The organism is Georgenia ruanii (assembly GCF_009193175.1).
Lineage (GTDB): Bacteria > Actinomycetota > Actinomycetes > Actinomycetales > Actinomycetaceae > Georgenia > Georgenia ruanii.
Genome location: NZ_VUKE01000010.1, coordinates 64,559 through 85,646 on the forward strand (window position 1 = coordinate 64,559; position 21,088 = coordinate 85,646).

Genomic DNA, 21,088 nt, shown 5'->3' on the forward strand with positions numbered 1-21,088 from the left:
GACCCTCGACCGGGCGCACCCGGGATGGCGGTCACCCACGTCCGATGTGGGTGGTGTCGTCGACGATGGTCGACGTCGCCGACCCCAGGGGGAACCACCATGATGAGCCACGCCCACGCCACCACCGGAGCCGCGGCCTGGCTCGCGGTGACCGCCACGGTGCCGTGGGCGCTGGGCTGGATGCCGCTGCCGCCGAGCGAGGTTCTGGCCGGGGCGGTGGTGACGGCGGGCGCCGCGCTGCTGCTGGACGCCGACCACCACGCCGGCACGATCGCCCGGTCGCTGCCGCCCGTGTCGCGGTGGGTCACCCGCGGCCTGGGCAAGCTCTCCGGCGGGCACCGTCACGCCACCCACTCCCTCGTGGGGGTGGTCGGGGCCGGGCTGCTCGCCCGGCTGCTGGCCGCGGTGCGCGTGCCGGTCGGGGGCGAGGAGTTCCAGCTGGGCGCCTGGTTCATCATCGTCCTGCTCGTCGCCTACGCGGCGAAGGCGCTGCGGCTGACGCGCGGCTGGCTCTCCTCGTGGGCCGTGTCCCTCGCGGCCGGCTCCGCCGCCACCTGGTTCGCCCCGGAGACGACGTGGTGGCTGCCGACGGCCGTGGTGCTCGGCTGCCTGTGCCACCTGGCCGGCGACGCGCTGACCTCCGAGGGGGTGCCGCTGCTGTGGCCGCTGCGCCCGGATCCCCTGGTCCCGACGCCCCTGTGGCGAAACAACGGCCACTTCGCCCTGCCCCTGCTCGGCAGCGCCGGCTCCAAGCGGGAGTGGGCGTTCGCCGCCGTGGTGGACCTCTACATCGTCTACGTCGTCGCCATGACGTCGATGCAGGGCGCGCACACCGTGATGGCGTCGCTCTGATCCGCTGCGGCCACGCCTCCCGCCCGTGCTGACCGCACTGGCGCAGCCCCCGCCGGACGCCATCGGCGGCGACGCGGACCCCGCAGCAACGACGCGCGCCTCGTCGGGCACGCGCCAACGAGGTTGAGTGGAATAGGCTCAAGTTTGGGAGAGTTGATCCAAGCAGTACTGCCCCGACCCGACCGGAGGTCCCTTTGGACACCAAGCTCACCACCAAGTCGCAGGAGGCGATCGCGGAGGGCATCCGCACCGCCTCCGCCGCCGGCAACCCGCAGCTGGAGCCGGTCCACGTCCTCGCCGCGCTGCTCGAGCAGGAGGGCGGCGTCGCCGTCGCGCTGCTCGACGCCGTCGGCGCCGACCGCGGCGCCATCGCCCAGCGCACCCGGGCGGCGCTGGCCACCCTGCCCGGGGCCAGCGGCGCTTCGGTCGCCCAGCCGCAGACCTCGCGCGCGACCATGACGATGATCACCGACGCCGGCAACGAGGCCCGCACCCTCGGCGACGAGTACGTCTCCACCGAGCACCTGCTCATCGCCCTGGCCGCCTCGACCAGCCCCGCCGGGGAGATCCTGCGCGCCGCCGGCGCGACCCGCGAGGGGCTGCTCGCCGCGCTGCCCACCGTGCGCGGCTCCGCCAAGGTCACCTCGCCCGACCCGGAGGACACCTTCAAGGCGCTCGAGAAGTACGGCAACGACCTGACCGCCGCCGCCCGGGAGGGCAAGCTCGACCCGGTGATCGGCCGCGACGGGGAGATCCGCCGCGTGGTCCAGGTCCTGTCCCGGCGCACGAAGAACAACCCGGTGCTGATCGGCGAGCCCGGCGTCGGCAAGACCGCCGTCGTCGAGGGCCTCGCCCAGCGCATCGTGGCCGGCGACGTGCCCGAGTCCCTGCGGGGCAAGCGGCTCATCGCCCTGGACCTGGCCGCCATGGTCGCCGGCGCGAAGTACCGCGGTGAGTTCGAGGAGCGGCTCAAGGCCGTCCTCGAGGAGATCAAGGGCTCCGACGGGCAGGTCATCACCTTCATCGACGAGCTGCACACCGTCGTCGGCGCGGGCGCCTCCGAGGGCTCGATGGACGCGGGCAACATGCTCAAGCCCATGCTGGCCCGCGGCGAGCTGCGCATGGTCGGCGCCACCACGCTCGACGAGTACCGCGAGCACATCGAGAAGGACCCCGCGCTCGAGCGCCGCTTCCAGCAGGTGTTCGTGGGCGAGCCCTCGGTGGAGGACACCGTCGCCATCCTCCGCGGCATCGCCCCGCGCTACGAGGCCCACCACAAGGTGCGGATCTCCGACGGCGCGCTGGTGGCGGCCGCGTCCCTGTCCAACCGCTACATCACCGGCCGGCAGCTGCCCGACAAGGCCATCGACCTGGTCGACGAGGCGGCGTCCCGGCTGCGCATGGAGCTCGACTCCTCCCCGGTGGAGATCGACGAGCTCCGCCGCACCGTGGACCGGCTGAAGATGGAGGAGCTGGCGCTGGAGAAGTCCGACGACCCGGCCTCCCAGGAGCGGCTCGAGAAGCTGCGCGCCGACCTGGCCGACCGCCAGGAGGAGCTCGGCGGCCTTACCGCGCGGTGGGAGGCCGAGAAGGCCGGGCACAACCGCGTGGGCGACATCAAGGCCCGGCTCGACGAGCTGCGCACCGAGTCCGACCGCGCCCAGCGCGAGGGCGACCTGGAGACCGCCTCGCGGCTGCTGTACGGGGAGATCCCGGCGCTGCAGCGCGAGCTGGCCGAGGCCGAGCGCGCCGAGGAGGCCGGGGAGGCCGCGAAGCACGACGCGCCGATGGTCACCGACCACGTCGGCCCGGACGAGGTCGCCGAGGTCGTCGCGTCCTGGACCGGCATCCCGGTGGGCAGGCTGCTCCAGGGCGAGACCGAGAAGCTCCTGCACATGGAGGACCACCTCGGCCAGCGCCTCATCGGCCAGCGCAGCGCCGTGCGCGCCGTCTCCGACGCCGTGCGCCGCTCGCGCGCCGGCGTCGCCGACCCCGACCGGCCCACCGGCTCCTTCCTGTTCCTCGGGCCCACCGGCGTGGGCAAGACCGAGCTGGCGAAGTCCCTCGCCGACTTCCTCTTCGACGACGAGCGCGCCCTGGTCCGCATCGACATGTCGGAGTACTCCGAGAAGCACTCGGTGGCCCGGCTCGTCGGGGCGCCCCCGGGGTACGTCGGCTACGAGGAGGGCGGCCAGCTCACCGAGGCCGTGCGCCGTCGGCCGTACTCCGTGGTGCTCCTGGACGAGGTCGAGAAGGCCCACCCCGAGGTCTTCGACATCCTGCTGCAGGTGCTCGACGACGGCCGCCTCACCGACGGCCAGGGCCGCACGGTGGACTTCCGCAACACCATCCTCGTGCTGACCTCGAATCTCGGCTCGCAGTTCCTCGTCGACCAGAGCCTGGACGAGCGCGCCAAGCGCGAGGCCGTCATGGCGGCGGTGCGGGCGAGCTTCAAGCCCGAGTTCCTCAACCGGCTCGACGACGTCGTCGTCTTCGACGCGCTGAGCCTGGACGAGCTCGGCTCGATCGTCGACCTGCAGGTCGACCGCCTCGCCCGGCGGCTGGCCGACCGGCGGCTGCGGCTGGAGGTCACCGACGGCGCCCGCGAGTGGCTGGCGCTCGAGGGCTACGACCCGGCCTACGGCGCCCGCCCGCTGCGCCGGCTGGTGCAGACCGAGATCGGCGACCAGCTCGCCAAGATGCTGCTCGCCGGCGAGATCCACGACGGCGACACCGTGGTGGTCGACCGCCCCGAGCTCGACGCCGCGGCGGCCCTGGCCGAGACCAGCACGCTGACTCCGGGCCAGCCGCGGCTCGTGCTCAGCGTGGTGGCCGAGGAGCCCGCGCCGCACGTGGCGTGAGCCCGGCCGCCGCTCATCGGGCGCGCCACGACCAGGGGACCGCGTCAGCCGTAGCTGGCGCGGTCCCCATGTCCTGTGCCATGCCTGGCGACCGCTGCAGCGCTCGCCAGGCGTGGCTCCCGCGCTCGGGACGGGGAGCGCGGCGCCGGCCCGCGCCCGCTCCCGTGGCAGGCTGGGCGGGTGAGCAGCTTCGAGGCACTGCGTGACCTGGACTTCCCCGCCGGTGTCGTCGTGACGGACGCGGACGGCGTCGTCGCCACCTACGGCGAGACGACCACCGAGTTCCGCTGGGCGTCGGTGACCAAGCTGGTCTCCGCCTACGCCACGCTCGTCGCGGTGCGCCGCGGCCTGGTCGACCTCGACGCCCCGGCCGGCCCGCCCGGGTCGACGCTGCGCCACCTGCTCGCCCACGCCTCCGGCGTGCCGTTCGACTCCGGGGCCGTCCTCGCCCCGCCCGGCAAGCGCCGCATCTACTCCAACCTCGGCATCGAGCTCGCCGCCGAGCACGTGGCCGAGCACGTCGGCACCGACTTCACCAGCTGGGCCGAGGAGACGGTCATCGACCCGCTCGGCATGTCCACCGTGCTCATCGAGGGCTCGCCCGCGCACGCCGCCACCGGGTCCGCCGAGGACCTCGCCCGGCTCGGCCGCGAGCTGCTCGCCCCCACGCTGCTCGACGGCGAGCTGTTCGCCGAGGCCACGACCGTGGAGTTCCCGGGGCTGTCCGGCGTGCTGCCGGGGTTCGGCCGCCAGGCGCACAACGACTGGGGCCTCGGGTTCGAGATCCGCGACCACAAGACCCCCCACTGGACCGGCGCGACGTCGTCGCCGCGCACCTTCGGCCACTTCGGCCAGTCCGGCAGCTTCCTGTGGGTCGACCCGGAGGCCCGCCTGGCGACGGCCTTCCTCGGCGCCAACCCCTTTGGGGAGTGGGCGGCGCACGTGTGGCCTCGCCTCACCGACGACATCCTCGCCCAGCACCGCCGGTAGGGCGGAGCGGCGCCGCGCGTGAGTGGCGCGGGTCACCACGCGACGAACAGCAGGTGTCCGGCGCGACCGGCGGCGAGCCGCCCGGTGAAATCTTCTGGAACAGTCGGTAATACCGGTGGCCGGGCCGCTGACCTGCGCCGATGCTGCCCCTAGCGTGACTTCCGCACTCCTTCGAGAACGGAAGCCCCGCCCCGATGACCACCCTCCTCACGCCCGCGCGCCGCCCGTCGGTCGCGCCGACGGGAGCCGCCGCCGAGCCGCCCCCGAGGCGCCACCCACGCCCGCGCGGCCGGCGGCCGCTCGGCCGACGCCGGTCCACCTGGCTGGCGTTCCTCCTGCTGGCCGGTCCCAACCTCCTCCTGCTCCTCGTCTTCACCTACCGGCCCCTGCTGCTGAGCTTCTACTACTCCACCCTGCAGTGGAACGTCGGCTCCCGGACGGCCCGCCCGGTGGGCCTGGGCAACTACGCCGAGTGGTGGCAGGACCCCGACACCCCCATGGTGCTGACCACCACGGCCGTGTTCACCCTCGCCACCGTCGGGGGCGCCCTGGTCCTCGGGTTGGGCCTGGCCCTCGTGCTCAACCGGCGAATGGCCGGTCGCGGGTTCGCCCGCTCGGTGGCCTTCGCGCCGTACGTGCTCTCCGGCATCGCCGTCGGCATGCTCTGGCTGTACATCTTCGACCCGCGCTACGGGCTGCTCTCCGTCGTGCTGGGCTGGTTCGGCGTCGCCTCGCCCGACTGGTACAACAGCTCGCCCTGGGCGCTGATCATGCTGATCGTCGTCTACCTGTGGAAGAACCTCGGGTACGTCGCCCTCATCTACCTCGCCGGGCTGCAGGCGGTCCCGCGCGACCTGCTCGACGCCGCCGCGCTCGACGGCGCCAGCCGGGCCCGCGCGTTCCGCTCGATCGTGCTGCCGCTGCTGGGGCCGACGACGTTCTTCCTCGTCGTGACCCTGCTGCTCAGCTCGCTGCAGTCCTTCGACCTCGTCCAGGCCATGACCCAGGGCGGCCCCCTCGGCACGACGACCACGCTGATGTACCAGATCTACGAGGAGGGCTTCGTCGTCGGTCGGGCCGGCTACGCCTCCGCCGTCGCCACCGTGCTGTTCCTCATCCTCCTGGCCATCACGGCGCTGCAGCTGCGCGTCACGGAGCGGAAGGTGCACTACGCATGAGCCTCACCGCCCCGCCCCGCGACGCCCGGCCCGCCCCGGCGCTGCCCGGCCCGGACCGCCCCCGGCGGACGCGGCGCCGGGATGCCGGCCCGGGCCGCTACGCCGTCATGGTCCTGGCGGTCCTGGTCCTCGGCGTGCCGCTGCTGTGGATGCTGCTGGCCGGCTTCAAGCAGCCCGACGAGCTGTACACCGTGCCGCTGCGGTGGCTGCCGCACGGCCTCGACCTGTCCAACTACGCCGAGGCGACGTCCCTGGTGCCGATGGGCACGATGTTCCTCAACTCCGTGGGCATCACCCTGGTCGGGGCGGCCGGGGAGATGCTCCTCGGGCTCGGCTGCGCCTACGCCCTGGTGTTCCTCGACATCCCGTTCAAACGGGCGATCTTCGTCGCGGTGATCTTCACCCTGCTCATCCCGCAGCAGATCACGATCATCCCCAACTACACCCTCACCGCCGAGCTGGGGTGGATCAACACCTACCAGGGCATCATCGTGCCGGGCCTGTCCAGCGCCTTCGGCACCTTCCTGTTCCGCCAGCACTTCCTCACCCTGCCGGCGTCCATCCTCGAGGCGGCCGAGCTCGACGGTGCGGGCCACTGGCGCAAGCTCTTCCAGTTCATCGTGCCGATGTCCGCCCCGACCATCGCCGCGGTGGGCGTCGTCTCCGTCGTCGGCAAGTGGAACGAGTACCTGTGGCCGTTCCTCGTCACCGACGACCCCGACAAGATGACGCTCCCGGTGGGCCTGACCCTCCTGCAGAAGGTCGACGGCATGCAGGACTGGGGCCTGCTCATGGCCGCCACCTCCCTGGTCACCTTGCCGATGGTCGTCGTCTTCCTCGTCCTCCAGCGCCGGCTCGTCTCCGGCCTCACCGCCGGCGCGGTCACCGGCTGACGCCCCTCGCGCCGGCCGGCCGCCGGATCCCGGGCACCGGCCCGACCCGTCCCCGGCCACGTCCCGGACGCCGTCCCTCCCCGCGCCAGCTGGCCCGGCGCGCCCACCAACCCGTTTCCCCCGCACCTGTCAGTCCCCCACCACCAAGGAGCCATCCGTGCGCACGTCCCTCACCCGCCGTCCCTCCGGCCTCTGGGCCCCCTCCCGCCGGTCCGTCCTCCAGGCGGGCGGCCTCGGCGCCCTCGCCCTGACCCTCGCCGCCTGCGCCGGGCCCGCCGTGGGCGACGACGCCACCGCCGCGGACGAGGAGGAGAACGTCGACTGGGCCTCGATCACCCCGGCCGAGGAGATCACCTGGTGGAGCAACCACCCCGGCGCCTCGAAGCCCATCGAGGAGGAGATCATCAAGCGCTTCAACGCCGAGCACCCCGAGATCACCGTCAAGCTCGTCACCGGCGGGGCCAACTACGACGAGATCGCCCAGCGCTTCCAGGCCGCCTCGAGCACCGACAACCTCCCCGACCTGGTCATCGCCAGCGACGTGTGGTGGTTCCGGTACTTCATCAACGGCCAGATCATGCCGCTGGACAAGGTCTTCGCCCACCTCGGCGTGGACACCGGCGACTTCGTCCCCACCCTCTACGGCGACTACGAGTTCGAGGGCCAGCACTGGGCGGCCCCCTACGCCCGCTCGACGCCGCTCTTCTACTACAACAAGGACCTGTGGGCGAAGGCCGGCCTGCCCGACCGCGGCCCGAAGAACTGGGCCGAGCTGGAGGGCTGGGGCGAGCCGCTGCGCGGCGTGCTCCCCGACGGCGGCGCGCCGCTGGGGCTGGCCACCGGCACCTCCTGGGCGGCCTGGTGGTTCTCGAACATCCTGTGGGGCCACGGCGGCGCCTACAGCGACGAGTGGGCCGTCACGCTGGACACGCCCGAGGCGGTCGCGGCCGGCAACTACGTGCGCGACATGTACCACGGCCCCAAGGCCTACGCCGCCGTGGGCACGGACACCAACGCCGACTTCGCCGCGGGCACCTTCGCCGCGCTCATCGGCTCCACCGGCTCCCTCAGCGGGCTGCTGGAGGCCAGCTCGTTCGAGCTGGGCACCGCGTTCCTGCCCGACGGCCCCAAGGGCCCGGGCCGGTACACCCCCACCGGCGGCACCGGCCTCGCCATCCCCGCCTCGCGGACGCCCGAGCAGCAGCTCGCCGCCGCGATGTTCCTCGCGTTCCTCACCAACGAGGAGAACACCTCGGAGTTCTCCAAGGGCACCGGGTACATGCCCGTGCGGACGTCGGCGATCGACGGGCCCATCATGGGTGAGGTGTACGCACAGACGCCGCAGTTCCGCACCTCGGTCGACCAGCTCACCGAGAAGACCCGCAGCCAGGACCGGTCCCGGGTGTTCGTGCCGTCCGGGGACAAGATCCTCACCGACGGGCTCGAGAAGATCGTCCTGCGGGGCACCGACGCCGAGACGGTCTGGGCCGAGGTCACCCCCCAGCTCGAGCGGGCCTTCTCCGACAACGTGGAGCCCTACCTGTGACCGGCGCGACCACCGCCGGTGTCCCGGGCGCGGCCGCGCTGCCGGCCGTGCCCGGGGGCCCCCAGGAGGCCGCCCTGCCGCTGGTCGTCGCCCACCGGGGCAACTCCTCGGTGGCCCCGGAGAACACGCTCGTGGCCTTCGAGGCGGCGTGGCGGGCCGGCGCCGACCTCATCGAGGTCGACCTCCAGGTCACCCGGGACGGCGTCGCCGTCGTCATCCACAACGACACGGTCGACGCCACCACCGACGGCGCGGGCCGGGTGGACGACCTCGACGCCGACGAGCTGCGCCGGCTCGACGCCGGCACCTGGTTCTCCCCGCGCTACCGCGGCGCCCGGGTGCCCACGGCGGTCGAGCTCTTCGCCTTCCTCGCCGAGCGGCCCGACCTCGGGCTGCTCGCCGAGTTCAAGGGCGCCTGGCAGCCGGAGGCGGCGCGGCAGGTCGCCGAGGAGATCGAGCGGGCCGGGCTGCACGACCGGGTCATCGTCCAGAGCTTCTGGACCGAGACGGTGGCGGCGCTGCGCGACGTCGCCCCCGACCTGCCCCGCGGCCTGCTGCTGGTGGACCTGCCCGAGGACCTCCTGGCGCTGTGCCGGGAGCTGCGGGTGATGACGGTCAACCCCGCGGGCACCCTGCTCGTCGACGAGCCCGGCCTGGTCGACGCCCTGCACGGGGAGGGGCTGCGGACGATGCCGTGGACCCTCAACGAGCCGGCGCACTGGGCCGCCGCCGTCGCCGCCGGCGTGGACGCGATCATCACCGACCGCCCCGACCGGCTGCGCGGCTGGCTCTCGGCCCGGTAGCGCGACCGGGCCCGGGACGTCGCACGATGCCCCGGGCCCGGCCACTGCCACACCCCGCCCATGACGATGCCCGCCGCGCACGTGCCCCGGTTCTTCGTCCACCAGCACGTCACGCTGATGGTCAACCGGTACGAGATCCTCGCCGCCAACCCCGACGGCACCCCCGGGCCGCTGCTGGCCTTCGCCCAGCAGAAGCGGGCGGCGCTGCGCGAGGAGGTCACGTTCTACGCCGACCGGCAGCAGACCCGCCGCCTCTTCTCCTTCAAGGCCCGCAAGGTCGTCGACCTCGGCTCCGGCTACGACGTCCGGGACGACGCCGGTCGGCCCGTCGGGTTCTTCCGCAAGGACTCTCGCGCCAGCCTGCTGCGCTCGACCTGGCACGTCTCCGCGCACGGGCTGGAGGCCACCGGCCGGGAGCGCAGCGCTGCGGTGGCCCTCCTGCGCCGGGTCTGGGACCTCGTCCCCTACCTGGGGAGGTGTGGGTGCCCTTCGTCCTCCATGTCGACGTCGTCGACGCTGTGACCGGGCGGCCGGTGATGACCTCCGAGCGGCAGCTCGCGATCCGGGACCGGTACACCGTCACGGTGCCCGACGCGCGGCTCGACCTGCGCGTCGCCGCGTCCATGGCCGTGGCGCTGGACGCCCTGCAGGGCCGCTGACCGCGCCCGCCTCCCCCCGCGGCCACGGTGCCAGGCTGGTCACAGCCAGCATGGCGGTGTGGTCGTGGGGGTGGAATCAGTCGAGGTCGACGATCACCGGCACGTGGTCGCTCGGCGCCTTGCCCTTGCGCTCGTCCCGATCGATCTGCGCCCCGACGACGTGCGCGGCCAGCGCGGGGGAGGCCTGGACGAAGTCGATGCGCATGCCCTCGTTCCGGGGGAAGCGCAGCTGCTGGTAGTCCCAGTAGGTGTACTGCTGGACGTGCGGGCGGGTGACCTCGGTGAACCCGACGTCCTCGAGCGCCCGGAACGCCGCCCGCTCCGGCTCGGAGACGTGGGTGGCGCCGGTGAACAGGGACATGTCCCAGACGTCCTCGTCCCGGGGCGCGATGTTCCAGTCGCCGACCAGGGCGAGCTGCGCGTCCGGGTCGTCCGCCAGCCAGCCGCCGGCGGCCTCGCGCAGCGCGGCCAGCCACTCCAGCTTGTACACGTAGTGCGGGTCGCCCACGGCCCGCCCGTTGGGCACGTACAGGCTCCACACCCGCACGCCGTCGCAGGTCACGCCCAGCGCGCGGGCCTCCGCGGCCGCCGGGTCGCCCCAGGTCGGCATGCCGGGGAAGCCGACCTCGACGTCGGCGAGCCCCACCCGGGAGGCCACCGCCACCCCGTTCCACTGGTTGAGGCCGTGGTGCACGACCTCGTAGCCGGCCGCCTCGAACGCCAGGGCGGGGAACTGCTCGTCCCGGCACTTCGTCTCCTGCATGGCCAGCACGTCGGTGCCCGAGCGCTCCAGGAAAGCCACCACGCGGTCCACGCGGGTGCGGATGGAGTTCACGTTCCACGTCGCCAGCCTCATGGGCCCGACGGTACCGGGCGGCGCCGTGAGCTCCGGACCGTGCCCGTCCACCGGGCTCGACGGCGGCCCGAGCCCATACGCTGCGGAGCATGGGAACCGCACTCGTCACCGGCGCCTCCTCGGGGATCGGGCTGGAGCTGGCCTGGCAGCTGGCCGCCAACCGGCACCGCCTCGTGCTCGTCGCGCGCGACAGGGACCGGCTGGAGAAGCTCGCCCACCAGATCCGCTCGGCCGCCGGCGTCGAGGTCGAGGTGCTGCCCGCGGACCTGGCCATCGCCGCCGGCCGGGACGCCGTCGCCGCCCGGCTGCGCCAGGAGACCCACCCGGTGGGCCTGCTGGTCAACAACGCCGGCTTCGGCCTGGGCCAGCACCTGCTCGGCGGGGACCTGGCGCGCGAGGAGTCGGCGCTGGAGGTCATGGTCCGCGCCGTGCTCGTGCTCTCCAAGACCGCCGCCGAGGCGATGGTCCCGCGCGGGCGGGGCGCGATCCTCAACGTCTCCTCGATGGCGGCGCTGACGGCGATGGGCACCTACGCCGCCCACAAGGCCTGGGTGCTCACCTTCACCGAGGGCCTCGCGGCGGAGCTGCGGGGCACGGGCGTCACCGCCACCGCCCTGTGCCCGGGCCTGGTGCGCACCGAGTTCCACGAGCGTGCGGGCCTGGAGGCGGCCGCCTGGCCGGCGTCGGCGTGGGTCGACGTCGAGAAGGTGGCGGCGGACGCCCTGGCCGCGGTCCGGCGCGGGCGGGTGGTCGTCACGCCGTCGCTGCGCTACGGCGCCGCGGCCGTGGCCCTGCGGCACCTCCCACGCCGGGTGGTGCGCCGGGTCGCCGGGCCGGAGACCAGCGGGCGGGCGATGCGCTGAGCCGGGCACCCAGGTGGCGCCACTACGCTGGCCGCCGTGACCATCACCAACGACACGCCCCGGACCCAGCTGGCTGCCCTGGTCCGTGAGCTCGCCGTGGTGCGCGGCGAGGTGACCCTGGCCTCCGGGCTGACCTCCGACTTCTACGTCGACATGCGCCGCGCCACCCTCCACCACGCCGCCGCGCCCCTCATCGGGCACGTCATGCTCGACCTGCTCGAGGAGGCCGGGTACGGCCCCGACGAGGTCGACGCCGTCGGCGGGCTGACCATGGGCGCCGACCCCGTCGCCACCGCGATGCTGCACGCCGCGGCCTCGCGCGGGCTCGACCTCGACGCGTTCGTCGTCCGCAAGGAGGCGAAGTCGCACGGCATGCGCCGGCGCATCGAGGGCCCGGACGTGACGGGAAGGCGCGTCGTCGTCCTCGAGGACACCTCCACCACGGGCGGCAGCCCGCTGCAGGCCATCGAGGCGCTGCGCGAGGCGGGCGCGCAGGTGCAGGCCGTGGCCGTCGTCGTCGACCGCGCGACCGGGGCCCGCGAGGCGATCGAGGCCACCGGGCTGCCCTACCTCGCCGCCCTCGACCTGGCCGACCTCGGCCTCGACTGACACCGGCCGGCCGCACCGGGCGGATCGGCCCGGTGCGCCGTGCCGCCACCCGTCTGCCGCGTGACGCCCGGGTCCCTGTGGTTCAATCGCCGCCAGCGGGGGATCGGGAGGCCTGATGGACGGGCTGGTGGTGGCGCTGGTCCTCATCGCCGTGGTCGTCGCGGCGGTGGGGGGCTGGGCCGTGGCCACCGACAACGGCTTCGCCCGCCAGCGCCGGCTCCTGGGGGAGGCCTGGGGGCAGATCGACGTCGAGCTGCGCCGTCGCCGGGACCTCGTGCCCCGGCTCGCCGCCATGATCACCGCCGACCTGCCCTCCGCGGAGGAGCCGGCCCGGGAGTGCGAGCGGTGCGCGGCGTGGGCGGGCGCCACCGTGGCGGACCCCGCCGAGCAGGCGCGCCGGGAGAACGACCTGACCGCCGCGCTCGGGCGGCTGCTCGCCGCCGCGGCGACCTCGTCCCGGCTGAGCGGCGCCGAGGCGTTCGCCCGGCTGCACGCCGAGCTCACCGACGTCGAGGACCACATCGCGGCCGGCCGGCGCTTCTACAACGCCCACGCCCGCCAGCTCAACGCCCGCCTCGAGAGCTTCCCCGCGGGCCTGGTCGCGCGGCTGTCCGGCATCCGCCCCGCCGCATATTTCGCCGCGGAGGACCCGGCGGTGCGGGCCGCGCCGGCCGCCGCCTTCGAGGACCCGCAGCTCAGACGCGGTCGATGAGCTCGGCGATCGACGGGCGCACCTCGGTCGGGCGGAACGGGTACTTCTCCACGTCCGCCTCCGTGGTGGACCCGGTGAGCACGAGGAACGTGCGCAGCCCGGCCTCCATCCCGGCGAGGACGTCGGTGTCCATGCGGTCCCCGATCATCGCCGTCGTCTCCGAGTGCGCCTCGATGCGGTTGAGCGCCGCCCGGATCATCACCGGGTTGGGCTTGCCGACGAAGTAGGGCGACCGGCCGGTGGCCTTGGTGATGAGCGCCGCGACCGCGCCGGTGGCGGGCAGCGGGCCCTCGGTGGACGGGCCGGTGGGGTCGGGGTTGGTGGCGATGAACCGGGCGCCGTCGCGGATGAGCCGGATGGCCCGGGTGATCGAGGAGAAGGAGTACGTGCGGGTCTCGCCGAGGATGACGTAGTCGGGGTCGACGTCGGTCATGATGTAGCCGGCCTGGTACAGCGCGGTGGTCAGGCCCGCCTCACCGATGACGTACGCCCGCCCGCCGGGCATCTGCTGGGCCACGAAGGTGGCCGTGGCGAGCGCTGAGGTCCAGATGCGCTCCTCGGGCACCTTGATGCCGGAGGCGGCGAGCCGGGCCGAGAGGTCGCGCGGGGTGAAGATCGAGTTGTTGGTCAGGACCTGGTACGGCCGGTCGAGCTCGGTGAGCCGGGCGATGAACTCCGCCGCCCCGGGCAGCGCGTAGCCCTCGTGGACCAGCACCCCGTCCATGTCCGTCAACCAGCTCTTGATCTCCTCGGTCATGTGCTCGCCCTCCAGCTCTGACGCCCCCGGGCGGGGCCGCCCCCGGCGCGGACGAACCCGCGCCTGCCTCGAACGATACCGACGACGCGGCCCCGGGGTCGGGACGGCGCCGTCCGCCGGGCCGTTACCGTCGGGGGGTGAGCGACACAGTCAGGGCCGATCCCGACGGCGGCCGGGACCTCCTGGATGCCGCGGGGCCCGACGGCGGTCGGGACGTCCGGCGGGAGGGCGTGGAGGTCGGCGTGGGGCCGTGGCCCGGGGGCGAGGCCGCCTGGCCGGAGGACCCGCGCTACGACCCGGAGCTGCTCGCGCACGGCGACCGCCGCAACGTCGTCGACCGCTACCGGTACTGGACCGTCGAGGCGATCGTGGCCGACATCGACACCCGCCGGCACCCGCTGCACGTGGCGATCGAGAACTTCGCCCACGACATGAACATCGGCTCGGTGGTGCGCACGGCCAACGCGTTCGCCGTCGCCGAGGTGCACATCGTCGGGCGACGGCGATGGAACCGGCGCGGAGCCATGGTGACCGATCGGTATCAGCACCTGCGCCACCACGACGACGTCGCAGCCCTGCTCGCGTGGGCGGGGGCGGCGGGGCTGCCCGTGCTGGGCATCGACAACGTGCCCGGCTCGGTGCCGATCGAGGGCCGCACGCTGCCGCGGGACTGCGTGATGCTCTTCGGCCAGGAGTCCACCGGCCTGAGCCCCGCCGCCCTCGCCGGGTGCGCCGAGATCCTCCACATCACCCAGTACGGCTCGACCCGCTCGATCAACGCCGGCGCTGCGGCAGCCGTGGCGATGCACGCGTGGATGGTCCAGCACGCCGAGCCCGCGCCGGCCTGACGCGGCAGCCCACGGCTCCCCGGCGCGCCCGGCGGGGCCGGGGAGCGGGCTACTCCCGCTTCTTCGCCCAGACGGAGGCGCCCTGCCAGTCGACGGCGACGCCCGGCTCCTCGCCGACCACCCAGGCGTCGTGGCCCGGCGGGATGGACGTGACCTCGCCCGCGGTGGACTCGAACTCGGTGCCGTCCTCCATCTGCACGTGGAGCCGGCCGGAGATGAGGTACTGCTGGTGCGGCGCCATGCACAGGTCGGTGCCGGCGACCGGCTTGACGTGCTCGGACCAGCGCCACCCCGGCTGCAGGGTGATCCGCCCGACCTGGGCGCCTCCGGCGAGGTTGACCAGCTCCATGCGCCACTTCTCGCCCTCGCGGACCTCGTCGGGCTGGTCGAACGAGACGTGCTCCAGCGGCTGGCTCATGATGGTGCTCCTGACGGTGTCTGCTGAGAGACCCTGCCTGCTGACCCGACCATGCAGCGCCGCGCCCCCTCGGTGTGTCAAGCCCCGAGACCTGGGGCGAGGGTCCCAGTGCCCCTCGCAGGATGATGAAACAATCCCAGATGTACTGAAAATCACGAGACAGGAGCTGACGTGCCCATCGCAACCCCTGAGGCCTACGCCGAGATGATCGACCGGGCGAAGGCGGGCAAGTTCGCCTACCCGGCCATCAACGTGACCTCCTCGCAGACCGTCACCGCCGCGCTGCGCGGCTTCGCGGAGGCGGAGAGCGACGGCATCATCCAGGTCTCCGTCGGCGGCGGGGAGTACGCCTCCGGCTCGACGATCAAGGACGCCGTCACCGGCACCGTCGCCCTGGCCCGGTACGCCACCGAGGTCGCGAAGGGCTACGGCGTCACCATCGCGCTGCACACCGACCACTGCGTCAAGGAGAACCTCGACCGCTGGGTCCGCCCGCTGCTCGCCCTCGAGGCGGAGGAGGTCGCCGCCGGCAGGCAGCCGACCTTCCAGTCGCACATGTTCGACGGCTCCACCGTGCCGCTGGACGAGAACCTCGTCATCGCCGAGGAGCTGCTCGAGCTGTCGCAGAAGGCCCGCACCATCCTCGAGATCGAGATCGGCGTCGTCGGCGGCGAGGAGGACGGCCACGAGGCCGAGATCAACGAGAAGCTCTACACCACCCCGGAGGACGGCCTGGCCACCGTGCGGGCGCTGGGCACGGGCGAGCGGGGCCGGTACCTCACCGCCCTGACCTTCGGCAACGTTCACGGCGTGTACAAGCCCGGCGCCGTCAAGCTGCGCCCGGAGCTGCTCGGCGAGATCCAGCAGGTCGTGGGTCGGGAGGTCGGCAAGGAGCAGCCGTTCGACCTCGTCTTCCACGGCGGCTCCGGCTCCTCGGCGGAGGAGATCGCCCTCGCGGTGGACCACGGCGTCATCAAGATGAACATCGACACCGACACCCAGTACGCCTTCACCCGGCCGGTGGTGGACCACATGTTCACGAACTACGACGGCGTGCTCCGGATCGACGGCGAGGTGGGCAACAAGAAGGCCTACGACCCGCGCGCCTGGGGCAAGCTCGCCGAGGCCGGGATGGCCGCCCGCGTCGTCGAGGCCTGCCAGCAGCTGCGCTCGGCCGGCACCACGATGGCCTGACTTGAGCGTGGCCTGACGTGAGCGGGCGTGGGCCGGCGCCGTGTGGCGCCGGGCCACGTCGCGGCCGGGTCAGCGGCGTCAGGCCGCGTCGCCGCCCGTGGGTGGCTCGTCGTCGGGGAAGCCGGGGTCGACGTCGACGACGTCGACGACCTCGCCGATCCGCGTGACCCCGAGCAGGAACCGGACGACGTCGGGCGGCTCGATCATCGTCAGGCGACCGGGCGTCCGGTGCGCGAGCCGGGCGAGCATGCTCACGCCGGAGGAGTCCATGAAGGTCACGTGCCGGGCGTCGATCTCGACCGGCAGCCCGGCGCGCTCGGCCTCGGTGACCGCCTCGGTGAGGTCGCCGGAGAGGGCGACGTCGACCTCGCCGGAGAGCACCAGCCGGGTGCGTGAAGATGAGACCATGACGTGAACCGAACCGGTCTCCGCCGCCCCTGCGGCGTCCGGGCCGGGGCGGCCCGCTGGCTCGTCCTGTGTCACGTCGTGCACGTCACTCCCCTTCGCCTTGGCCTACACGTGCGTCCCGCGCGTCCACCGGGCATCGTAAGGAACGCTAACGGATCGGAGGACCTGATGGTGAAATCCCACGGCTCGGCGCGTACACCCGGCGTCCCCGTCGGGCCGGACGAGCCGTGGACCCCCGCGGGCGGCGCGACCACGGACGGCGCTCCGCAGGCCCCGGCGCGCACCGCGGACGTCGCGGCGGCCCCGGCCGGCCCCGCGCCCGTGTGCGCCACCTCGGTCCTCGAGCAACTCCCCGACGCCGTGCTGGTGCTGGGCCGCGGCGACGGGGAGTGGGAGGTCGCCTTCGCCAACGACGCCGCCGTCGAGCTGTGCGGGTTCGAGCGCACGCAGCTGCTCAGCGGCCTCGCCGAACCCCGGCACGTCCTTGGCCTCGACGCCGACGGCGCGCGGGCCGTCGCCGCCGCGCTCGAGCAGGGCCGCCCGGCCTCCCTGCGGGTGGCGGCACAGCGGGCGGACGGCACCGGCTACTGGGCCGGGATCGCGCTGGCGCCCCTCGAGGACGCCACGGGCCAGCGCTGGAGCGCCGTCGTGCGGGACGTCTCGGCCCAGGTCGCCAGCGCCCAGCTCGAGCGGGTGCGCCTGGACGCCGAGCGGCGGGCCCGGGTGGCGCTGAGCCTGGTGGCCCGCGTCTCCGACCTGCTCCAGGAGGTCGACTCCGGCGACGTGCTGCGCGCCATCGCGGACATGCTCACCCGGCAGGTCGTCGCCTGGAGCGGCTTCTACGTCCCCGGCCGGACCCTGCGCGAGGTCGACGGCATCGAGGACGACCCGCCGCCCGCCCGCCCGGCCGGCCGGCGCGGCGCCCAGCGCCACGACGAGGACCAGGTCCTCGACCTCGTGCTCGCCGCCGCCATGCGCACCCTCCGCCTCGACCCCGACCGGCCCGCCCCCCAGGGGACGCTCACGGCCGAGCTGCTCGAGCTGGTCACCCCGCACCTCGCCGAGCGGCCCGACGCGCTGCGCGAGGTGCTGGTCTTCCCCGTGCTGGGCCGCCAGCGCACCCTCGCGCTGCTCGTCGCGCTGCCCCGCCGGGCCAGCGCGGTGGTGGTCGACGACCTGACGGACGGGAACAGGGAGGTCCAGGGCTTCCACGAGGAGGTGCAGACCGTCCTCGAGCTCACCGCCCGCCGCGTGGGCATGGCCATGGACAACGCCCAGCTCTACGCCCGCGAGCACGTGCTGGCCGAGACGCTGCAGCGGGCGATGCTGCCCGAGCAGGACGACGTCGCCGGCCTGGACGTGTGGACGTACTACGCCCCCAACGCCGAGCACGCCCAGGTGGGCGGGGACTGGTACGACGTCGTCAACCTCCGGGCCAGCACCGTCGCGGTGGTCATCGGCGACGTCGTCGGCCACGACGTGGAGGCCGCGGCGGCGATGGGGCAGCTGCGCTCGGTGGTGCGGGCCCTGGCCGCCGAGCTGGTCGACCCCGGCACCGTGCTGGGGCGGGTCGACGGCCTGGTCACCGGCATGCGGATCCCGCGCAGCGCCTCCCTCGTGTACGCCACCCTCACCCCGCTGGAGGAGGGGGCGTGGGACTTCGCGTACTCCCGGGCCGGGCACCTGCCCCCGCTGCGGGTGCGCGGCGGGGAGGTGAGCGTGCTCGACGGCGCCGGCGGCACCCTGGTGGGCTTCAGCACCGGCGAGCGCGGGACCGCTCGCACCCTCGTGCTGCCCGGGGACGTGCTCGTCCTGTACACGGACGGGCTCATCGAGCGTCGCGACCGCCCCATGCGGGCCGGGCTCGAGGCCCTCAAGGAGCTCGCCGGCCAGGTGCACGCGCCCGACGCCGCGGGCGTGGGGGAGGAGCTGCTGTGGCTCGCCGACGCCCCCGAGGACGACGTCGCGATGGTCGTCATCCGGGTCCCCGGCGGCCCGGAGGGCGAGGTCGACGGCGCGGCGCCGCGGCAGCGCCGCTGGCAGCTGCCCATGGACGCCAGCTCGATCGGGCGGGCCCGCCACGCCGTGCGCCGCACCTGCCGGGCCTGGGGCATGCAGGAGGTCGCCGCCGCCGAGCTGGTCATCTCCGAGCTCATGGCCAACGCCGTCATGCACGGCTGGGGGCGGATCGGGCTGCGGCTGCAGGACACCGGCGACGGGCTGCGCATCGAGGTCGAGGACGCCAACCCCGCGCCGCCGATCACCCGGGAGCGCTCCGCCAGCCGGGTCGGGGGCTTCGGCATGCACATCGTCGACCGGCTCGCCGACTGGGGCTGGCGCCCGACGCCGACCGGCAAGGTGGTCTGGGCGCGGCTGCGTTCCCAGCCGCGCTCGACCGGCGAGCAGCCGCTCGGGTCGTCGGCCGAGCCGGACCACGACGGCGCGCCCCAGGGTGGCTCGGACTAGCGGCGAGCGGCGGCGCAGCGGCCGGCGCGCGGCGGGACGCCACGCCGTCGACGTCGCGTCGACCGGGGCCGGGCGGCTCCCACGTCCGGGAGCCCGTCGGGCGTCAGCGCGAGTTGTCGAGCTGGCGGGACTCGCGCTCCGCCCGCAGCCGCCCCTGCTCACCGCTCAGCTCGCAGCGGTGCTCATGGTCGATCCGGAACAGGGGCAGCGCCCCGCAGATCTCGAGGACGAACAGGTCCCGCTCGCTCACGCCGCGCAGCACCGTCGCGCCGCCGCGCCGGGAGCCGGCCTCGGCCAGCGCCATGAGGAAGGCCGCGCCGGTGGAGTCCATGAAGCTCACCCGGCACATGTCGATGACGAGCAGCTGGCGCCGCAGCCCGCTGACCCGGGCGGTGACCTCGGGGAACCGTTCGCGCTCGGCGAGGTCGAGGTCTCCGGTGATCGTGACGTTCGCCGTCGTCGACGACGCCGAGATCTCGATCATCCGCACTTCCTCCTCCGGGACCCCGTCCGGGTCACGGACTTTCCGCGACTCTGGGCGCGTCCATGTCACTTGTGGGACGTCACCAGTTCCTCCGAACCTAACGCGCCTTTTCCGGAGATGCACGTCGGGGTGCTCGCTGGGGGTGTGGACACCGTCACGTGAGGGACGCCCCCGTCGCGCCGGCGGCCGGCCCCGGCCTTCCGGGGGCGTCCCCACCCGGTGCCCCGCCGCCGGCCCCGGGCGGTCTCGCGCGAGAGGACCCCCGGCGGGTGGGGGCGCTCCGGTAGCCTCGTCGGGGCGCCGACCGGCGTCCGTGGCGGCGGAAGGGACCGAAATGCCAGCCGTGGTGGTCGTCGGAGCACAGTGGGGCGACGAGGGCAAGGGGAAGGCGACCGACCAGCTCGGCTCGCGCGTGGACTACGTCGTGAAGTTCAACGGCGGCAACAACGCCGGGCACACCGTCGTCGTCGGCGACGAGAAGTACGCCCTCCACCTGCTCCCCTCGGGCATCCTCACGCCCGGCTGCACCCCGGTGATCGGCAACGGCGTCGTCGTCGACCTCGAGGTGCTCTTCGAGGAGCTCGACGCGCTCAGCGCCCGCGGGGTGGACGTCTCCAAGCTGCTCGTGTCCTCCTCGGCGCACATCATCCCGCCGTACAACCGCACGCTGGACAAGGTCACCGAGCGCTTCCTCGGCAAGCGGCAGATCGGCACCACCGGGCGGGGCATCGGGCCGACGTACGCCGACAAGATGAGCCGGGTGGGCCTGCGCATCCAGGACCTGTTCGACGCGAGCATCCTGCGCCAGAAGGTCGAGGGCGCGCTGGCCCAGAAGAACCAGATGCTCGTCAAGGTCTACAACCGCCGCGCCGTCGACGTCGACGAGATCACCGAGGGGCTGCTGGCCTACGCCGAGCGGCTGCGCCCGATGGTCGCCGACACCTCCCTCGTCCTCAACCAGGCGCTCGACGCCGGTCAGACGGTGCTGTTCGAGGCCGGCCAGGCCACGATGCTCGACGTCGACCACGGCACCTACCCGTTCGTCACCTCCTCCTCGGCCACCGCGGGCGGGGCGTGCACCGGGTCCGGCGTGGGGCCCACCCGCATCGACCGCGTGGTGGGCGTGCTCAAGGCCTACGTCACCCGGGTCGGGGAGGGTCCGTTCCCCACCGAGCTGCACGACGAGGCGGGCGAGTTCCTGCGCCGCACCGGCGGGGAGTACGGCACGACGACCGGTCGGCCGCGCCGCACCGGCTGGTACGACGCCGTCGTCGCCCGCTACGCCACGCGCGTCAACGGGCTGACCGACCTGGTCATGACCAAGCTCGACGTGCTGACCGGCCTGGAGAAGATCCCGGTGTGCGTGGCCTACGACGTCGACGGGGTCCGGCACGACGAGATGCCCGCCGACCAGTCCTCCTACCACCACGCCCAGCCGATCTACGAGGAGCTCGACGGCTGGTCGGAGGACATCGGCGCCGCCCGCACCTTCGAGGACCTGCCCGCCAACGCCCAGCGCTACGTGCTCGCGCTGGAGGAGATGAGCGGCACCCGGATCTCCGCCGTGGGCGTCGGGCCGGACCGCGAGGCGACGATCGTGCGGCACGACCTGCTCGACTGAGAGCGCCCCGGCCGCGTTTGTCACCGCCCGGCCGCTTCGGTCACCCGTGGGCCCGGCCGCTTCGGTCAGC

Annotated in this window: 21 protein-coding genes; 16 read left to right on the forward strand and 5 right to left on the reverse strand. The window is 73.9% G+C overall.

Annotated elements, in window-relative coordinates:
• Positions 1-99: 99 nt before the first annotated feature.
• The 9 genes from GD880_RS11150 to GD880_RS20735 all read left to right on the forward strand — a co-directional run bounded on the left by GD880_RS11150 (position 100) and on the right by GD880_RS20735 (position 9,782).
• Positions 100-852, forward strand: coding sequence for a metal-dependent hydrolase (locus GD880_RS11150; RefSeq protein WP_193314460.1), 753 nt, complete (start codon positions 100-102; stop codon positions 850-852).
• A 194-nt stretch (positions 853-1,046) separates the two neighbouring features.
• Positions 1,047-3,713 carry an ATP-dependent chaperone ClpB gene (gene clpB / locus GD880_RS11155; RefSeq protein ID WP_152231698.1) on the forward strand — a complete coding sequence of 889 codons (2,667 nt, stop codon included), beginning with the start codon at positions 1,047-1,049 and terminating at the stop codon, positions 3,711-3,713.
• A 180-nt stretch (positions 3,714-3,893) separates the two neighbouring features.
• The gene (locus GD880_RS11160; protein ID WP_152231699.1) at positions 3,894-4,703 is read left to right on the forward strand and encodes a serine hydrolase domain-containing protein; all 810 of its coding nucleotides are present in this window, start codon (positions 3,894-3,896) and stop codon (positions 4,701-4,703) included.
• Positions 4,704-4,897: 194 nt separating this feature from the next.
• Complete coding sequence (locus GD880_RS11165; protein WP_152231700.1) at positions 4,898-5,881, forward strand: carbohydrate ABC transporter permease; 984 nt, start codon at positions 4,898-4,900, stop codon at positions 5,879-5,881.
• Positions 5,878-6,774 carry a carbohydrate ABC transporter permease gene (locus GD880_RS11170; protein ID WP_152231701.1) on the forward strand — a complete coding sequence of 299 codons (897 nt, stop codon included), beginning with the start codon at positions 5,878-5,880 and terminating at the stop codon, positions 6,772-6,774. The genes GD880_RS11165 and GD880_RS11170 overlap by 4 nt, the downstream gene beginning before the upstream one ends.
• 157 nt (positions 6,775-6,931) lie before the next feature.
• Positions 6,932-8,320, forward strand: a complete 1,389-nt coding sequence (locus GD880_RS11175; RefSeq protein ID WP_152231702.1) for an ABC transporter substrate-binding protein — start codon at positions 6,932-6,934, stop codon at positions 8,318-8,320.
• The gene (locus tag GD880_RS11180; RefSeq protein WP_226909582.1) at positions 8,317-9,123 is read left to right on the forward strand and encodes a glycerophosphodiester phosphodiesterase; all 807 of its coding nucleotides are present in this window, start codon (positions 8,317-8,319) and stop codon (positions 9,121-9,123) included. The genes GD880_RS11175 and GD880_RS11180 overlap by 4 nt, the downstream gene beginning before the upstream one ends.
• A gap of 60 nt (positions 9,124-9,183) precedes the next feature.
• Positions 9,184-9,645 (forward strand): hypothetical protein, encoded by a 462-nt coding sequence (locus GD880_RS11185; protein WP_226909583.1) that lies wholly within the window; start codon positions 9,184-9,186, stop codon positions 9,643-9,645.
• Entirely contained in the window at positions 9,606-9,782 is a 177-nt protein-coding gene (locus GD880_RS20735; protein ID WP_226909584.1) for an LURP-one-related/scramblase family protein, read from the forward strand. The genes GD880_RS11185 and GD880_RS20735 overlap by 40 nt, the downstream gene beginning before the upstream one ends.
• 76 nt (positions 9,783-9,858) lie before the next feature.
• On the opposite strand, the gene GD880_RS11190 is transcribed toward GD880_RS20735, so the two are convergent.
• The gene (locus GD880_RS11190; RefSeq protein WP_152231703.1) at positions 9,859-10,638 is read right to left on the reverse strand and encodes an exodeoxyribonuclease III; all 780 of its coding nucleotides are present in this window, start codon (positions 10,636-10,638) and stop codon (positions 9,859-9,861) included.
• Between the two features lie 89 nt (positions 10,639-10,727).
• Here GD880_RS11190 and GD880_RS11195 point away from each other — a divergent pair, with 89 nt between their 5' ends.
• The 3 genes from GD880_RS11195 (at position 10,728) to GD880_RS11205 (ending at position 12,822) form a co-directional block, all read left to right on the forward strand.
• Complete coding sequence (locus GD880_RS11195) at positions 10,728-11,501, forward strand: SDR family NAD(P)-dependent oxidoreductase (RefSeq protein ID WP_152231704.1); 774 nt, start codon at positions 10,728-10,730, stop codon at positions 11,499-11,501.
• Between the two features lie 36 nt (positions 11,502-11,537).
• Positions 11,538-12,110, forward strand: coding sequence for an orotate phosphoribosyltransferase (pyrE, locus tag GD880_RS11200; RefSeq protein ID WP_152231705.1), 573 nt, complete (start codon positions 11,538-11,540; stop codon positions 12,108-12,110).
• 115 nt (positions 12,111-12,225) lie between these two features.
• Positions 12,226-12,822, forward strand: coding sequence for a LemA family protein (locus tag GD880_RS11205; protein ID WP_152231706.1), 597 nt, complete (start codon positions 12,226-12,228; stop codon positions 12,820-12,822).
• Here the strand turns inward: GD880_RS11205 and GD880_RS11210 are convergent.
• Positions 12,806-13,579 carry an HAD-IIA family hydrolase gene (locus tag GD880_RS11210; protein ID WP_152202933.1) on the reverse strand — a complete coding sequence of 258 codons (774 nt, stop codon included), beginning with the start codon at positions 13,577-13,579 and terminating at the stop codon, positions 12,806-12,808. The genes GD880_RS11205 and GD880_RS11210 overlap by 17 nt on opposite strands.
• A 182-nt stretch (positions 13,580-13,761) precedes the next feature.
• Between GD880_RS11210 and GD880_RS11215 the strand changes: the two genes are divergently transcribed.
• Positions 13,762-14,427: a TrmH family RNA methyltransferase gene (locus GD880_RS11215; RefSeq protein WP_152231784.1), complete on the forward strand. Its 666-nt coding sequence runs from the start codon at positions 13,762-13,764 to the stop codon at positions 14,425-14,427.
• Between the two features lie 49 nt (positions 14,428-14,476).
• On the opposite strand, the gene GD880_RS11220 is transcribed toward GD880_RS11215, so the two are convergent.
• Entirely contained in the window at positions 14,477-14,845 is a 369-nt protein-coding gene (locus tag GD880_RS11220; protein ID WP_152231707.1) for a cupin domain-containing protein, read from the reverse strand.
• Positions 14,846-15,016: 171 nt separating this feature from the next.
• Here GD880_RS11220 and fbaA point away from each other — a divergent pair, with 171 nt between their 5' ends.
• Positions 15,017-16,039, forward strand: a complete 1,023-nt coding sequence (fbaA, locus tag GD880_RS11225; RefSeq protein ID WP_152231708.1) for a class II fructose-bisphosphate aldolase — start codon at positions 15,017-15,019, stop codon at positions 16,037-16,039.
• A gap of 78 nt (positions 16,040-16,117) precedes the next feature.
• Here the strand turns inward: fbaA and GD880_RS11230 are convergent, their stop codons facing one another.
• Positions 16,118-16,447, reverse strand: a complete 330-nt coding sequence (locus GD880_RS11230) for an STAS domain-containing protein (protein WP_152231709.1) — start codon at positions 16,445-16,447, stop codon at positions 16,118-16,120.
• Positions 16,448-16,615: 168 nt separating this feature from the next.
• Between GD880_RS11230 and GD880_RS11235 the strand changes: the two genes are divergently transcribed.
• A complete protein-coding gene (locus tag GD880_RS11235) occupies positions 16,616-18,913 on the forward strand; it encodes an ATP-binding SpoIIE family protein phosphatase (RefSeq protein ID WP_152231710.1) in 2,298 nt (765 codons plus the stop codon).
• 103 nt (positions 18,914-19,016) lie between these two features.
• Here GD880_RS11235 and GD880_RS11240 read toward each other — a convergent pair whose 3' ends face one another.
• Positions 19,017-19,397 carry an STAS domain-containing protein gene (locus tag GD880_RS11240; RefSeq protein WP_152231711.1) on the reverse strand — a complete coding sequence of 127 codons (381 nt, stop codon included), beginning with the start codon at positions 19,395-19,397 and terminating at the stop codon, positions 19,017-19,019.
• A 334-nt stretch (positions 19,398-19,731) separates the two neighbouring features.
• Between GD880_RS11240 and GD880_RS11245 the strand changes: the two genes are divergently transcribed.
• On the forward strand, positions 19,732-21,018 hold the full coding sequence (locus GD880_RS11245) for an adenylosuccinate synthase (protein WP_152231712.1): 1,287 nt from the start codon (positions 19,732-19,734) through the stop codon (positions 21,016-21,018).
• Positions 21,019-21,088 lie beyond the last annotated feature (70 nt).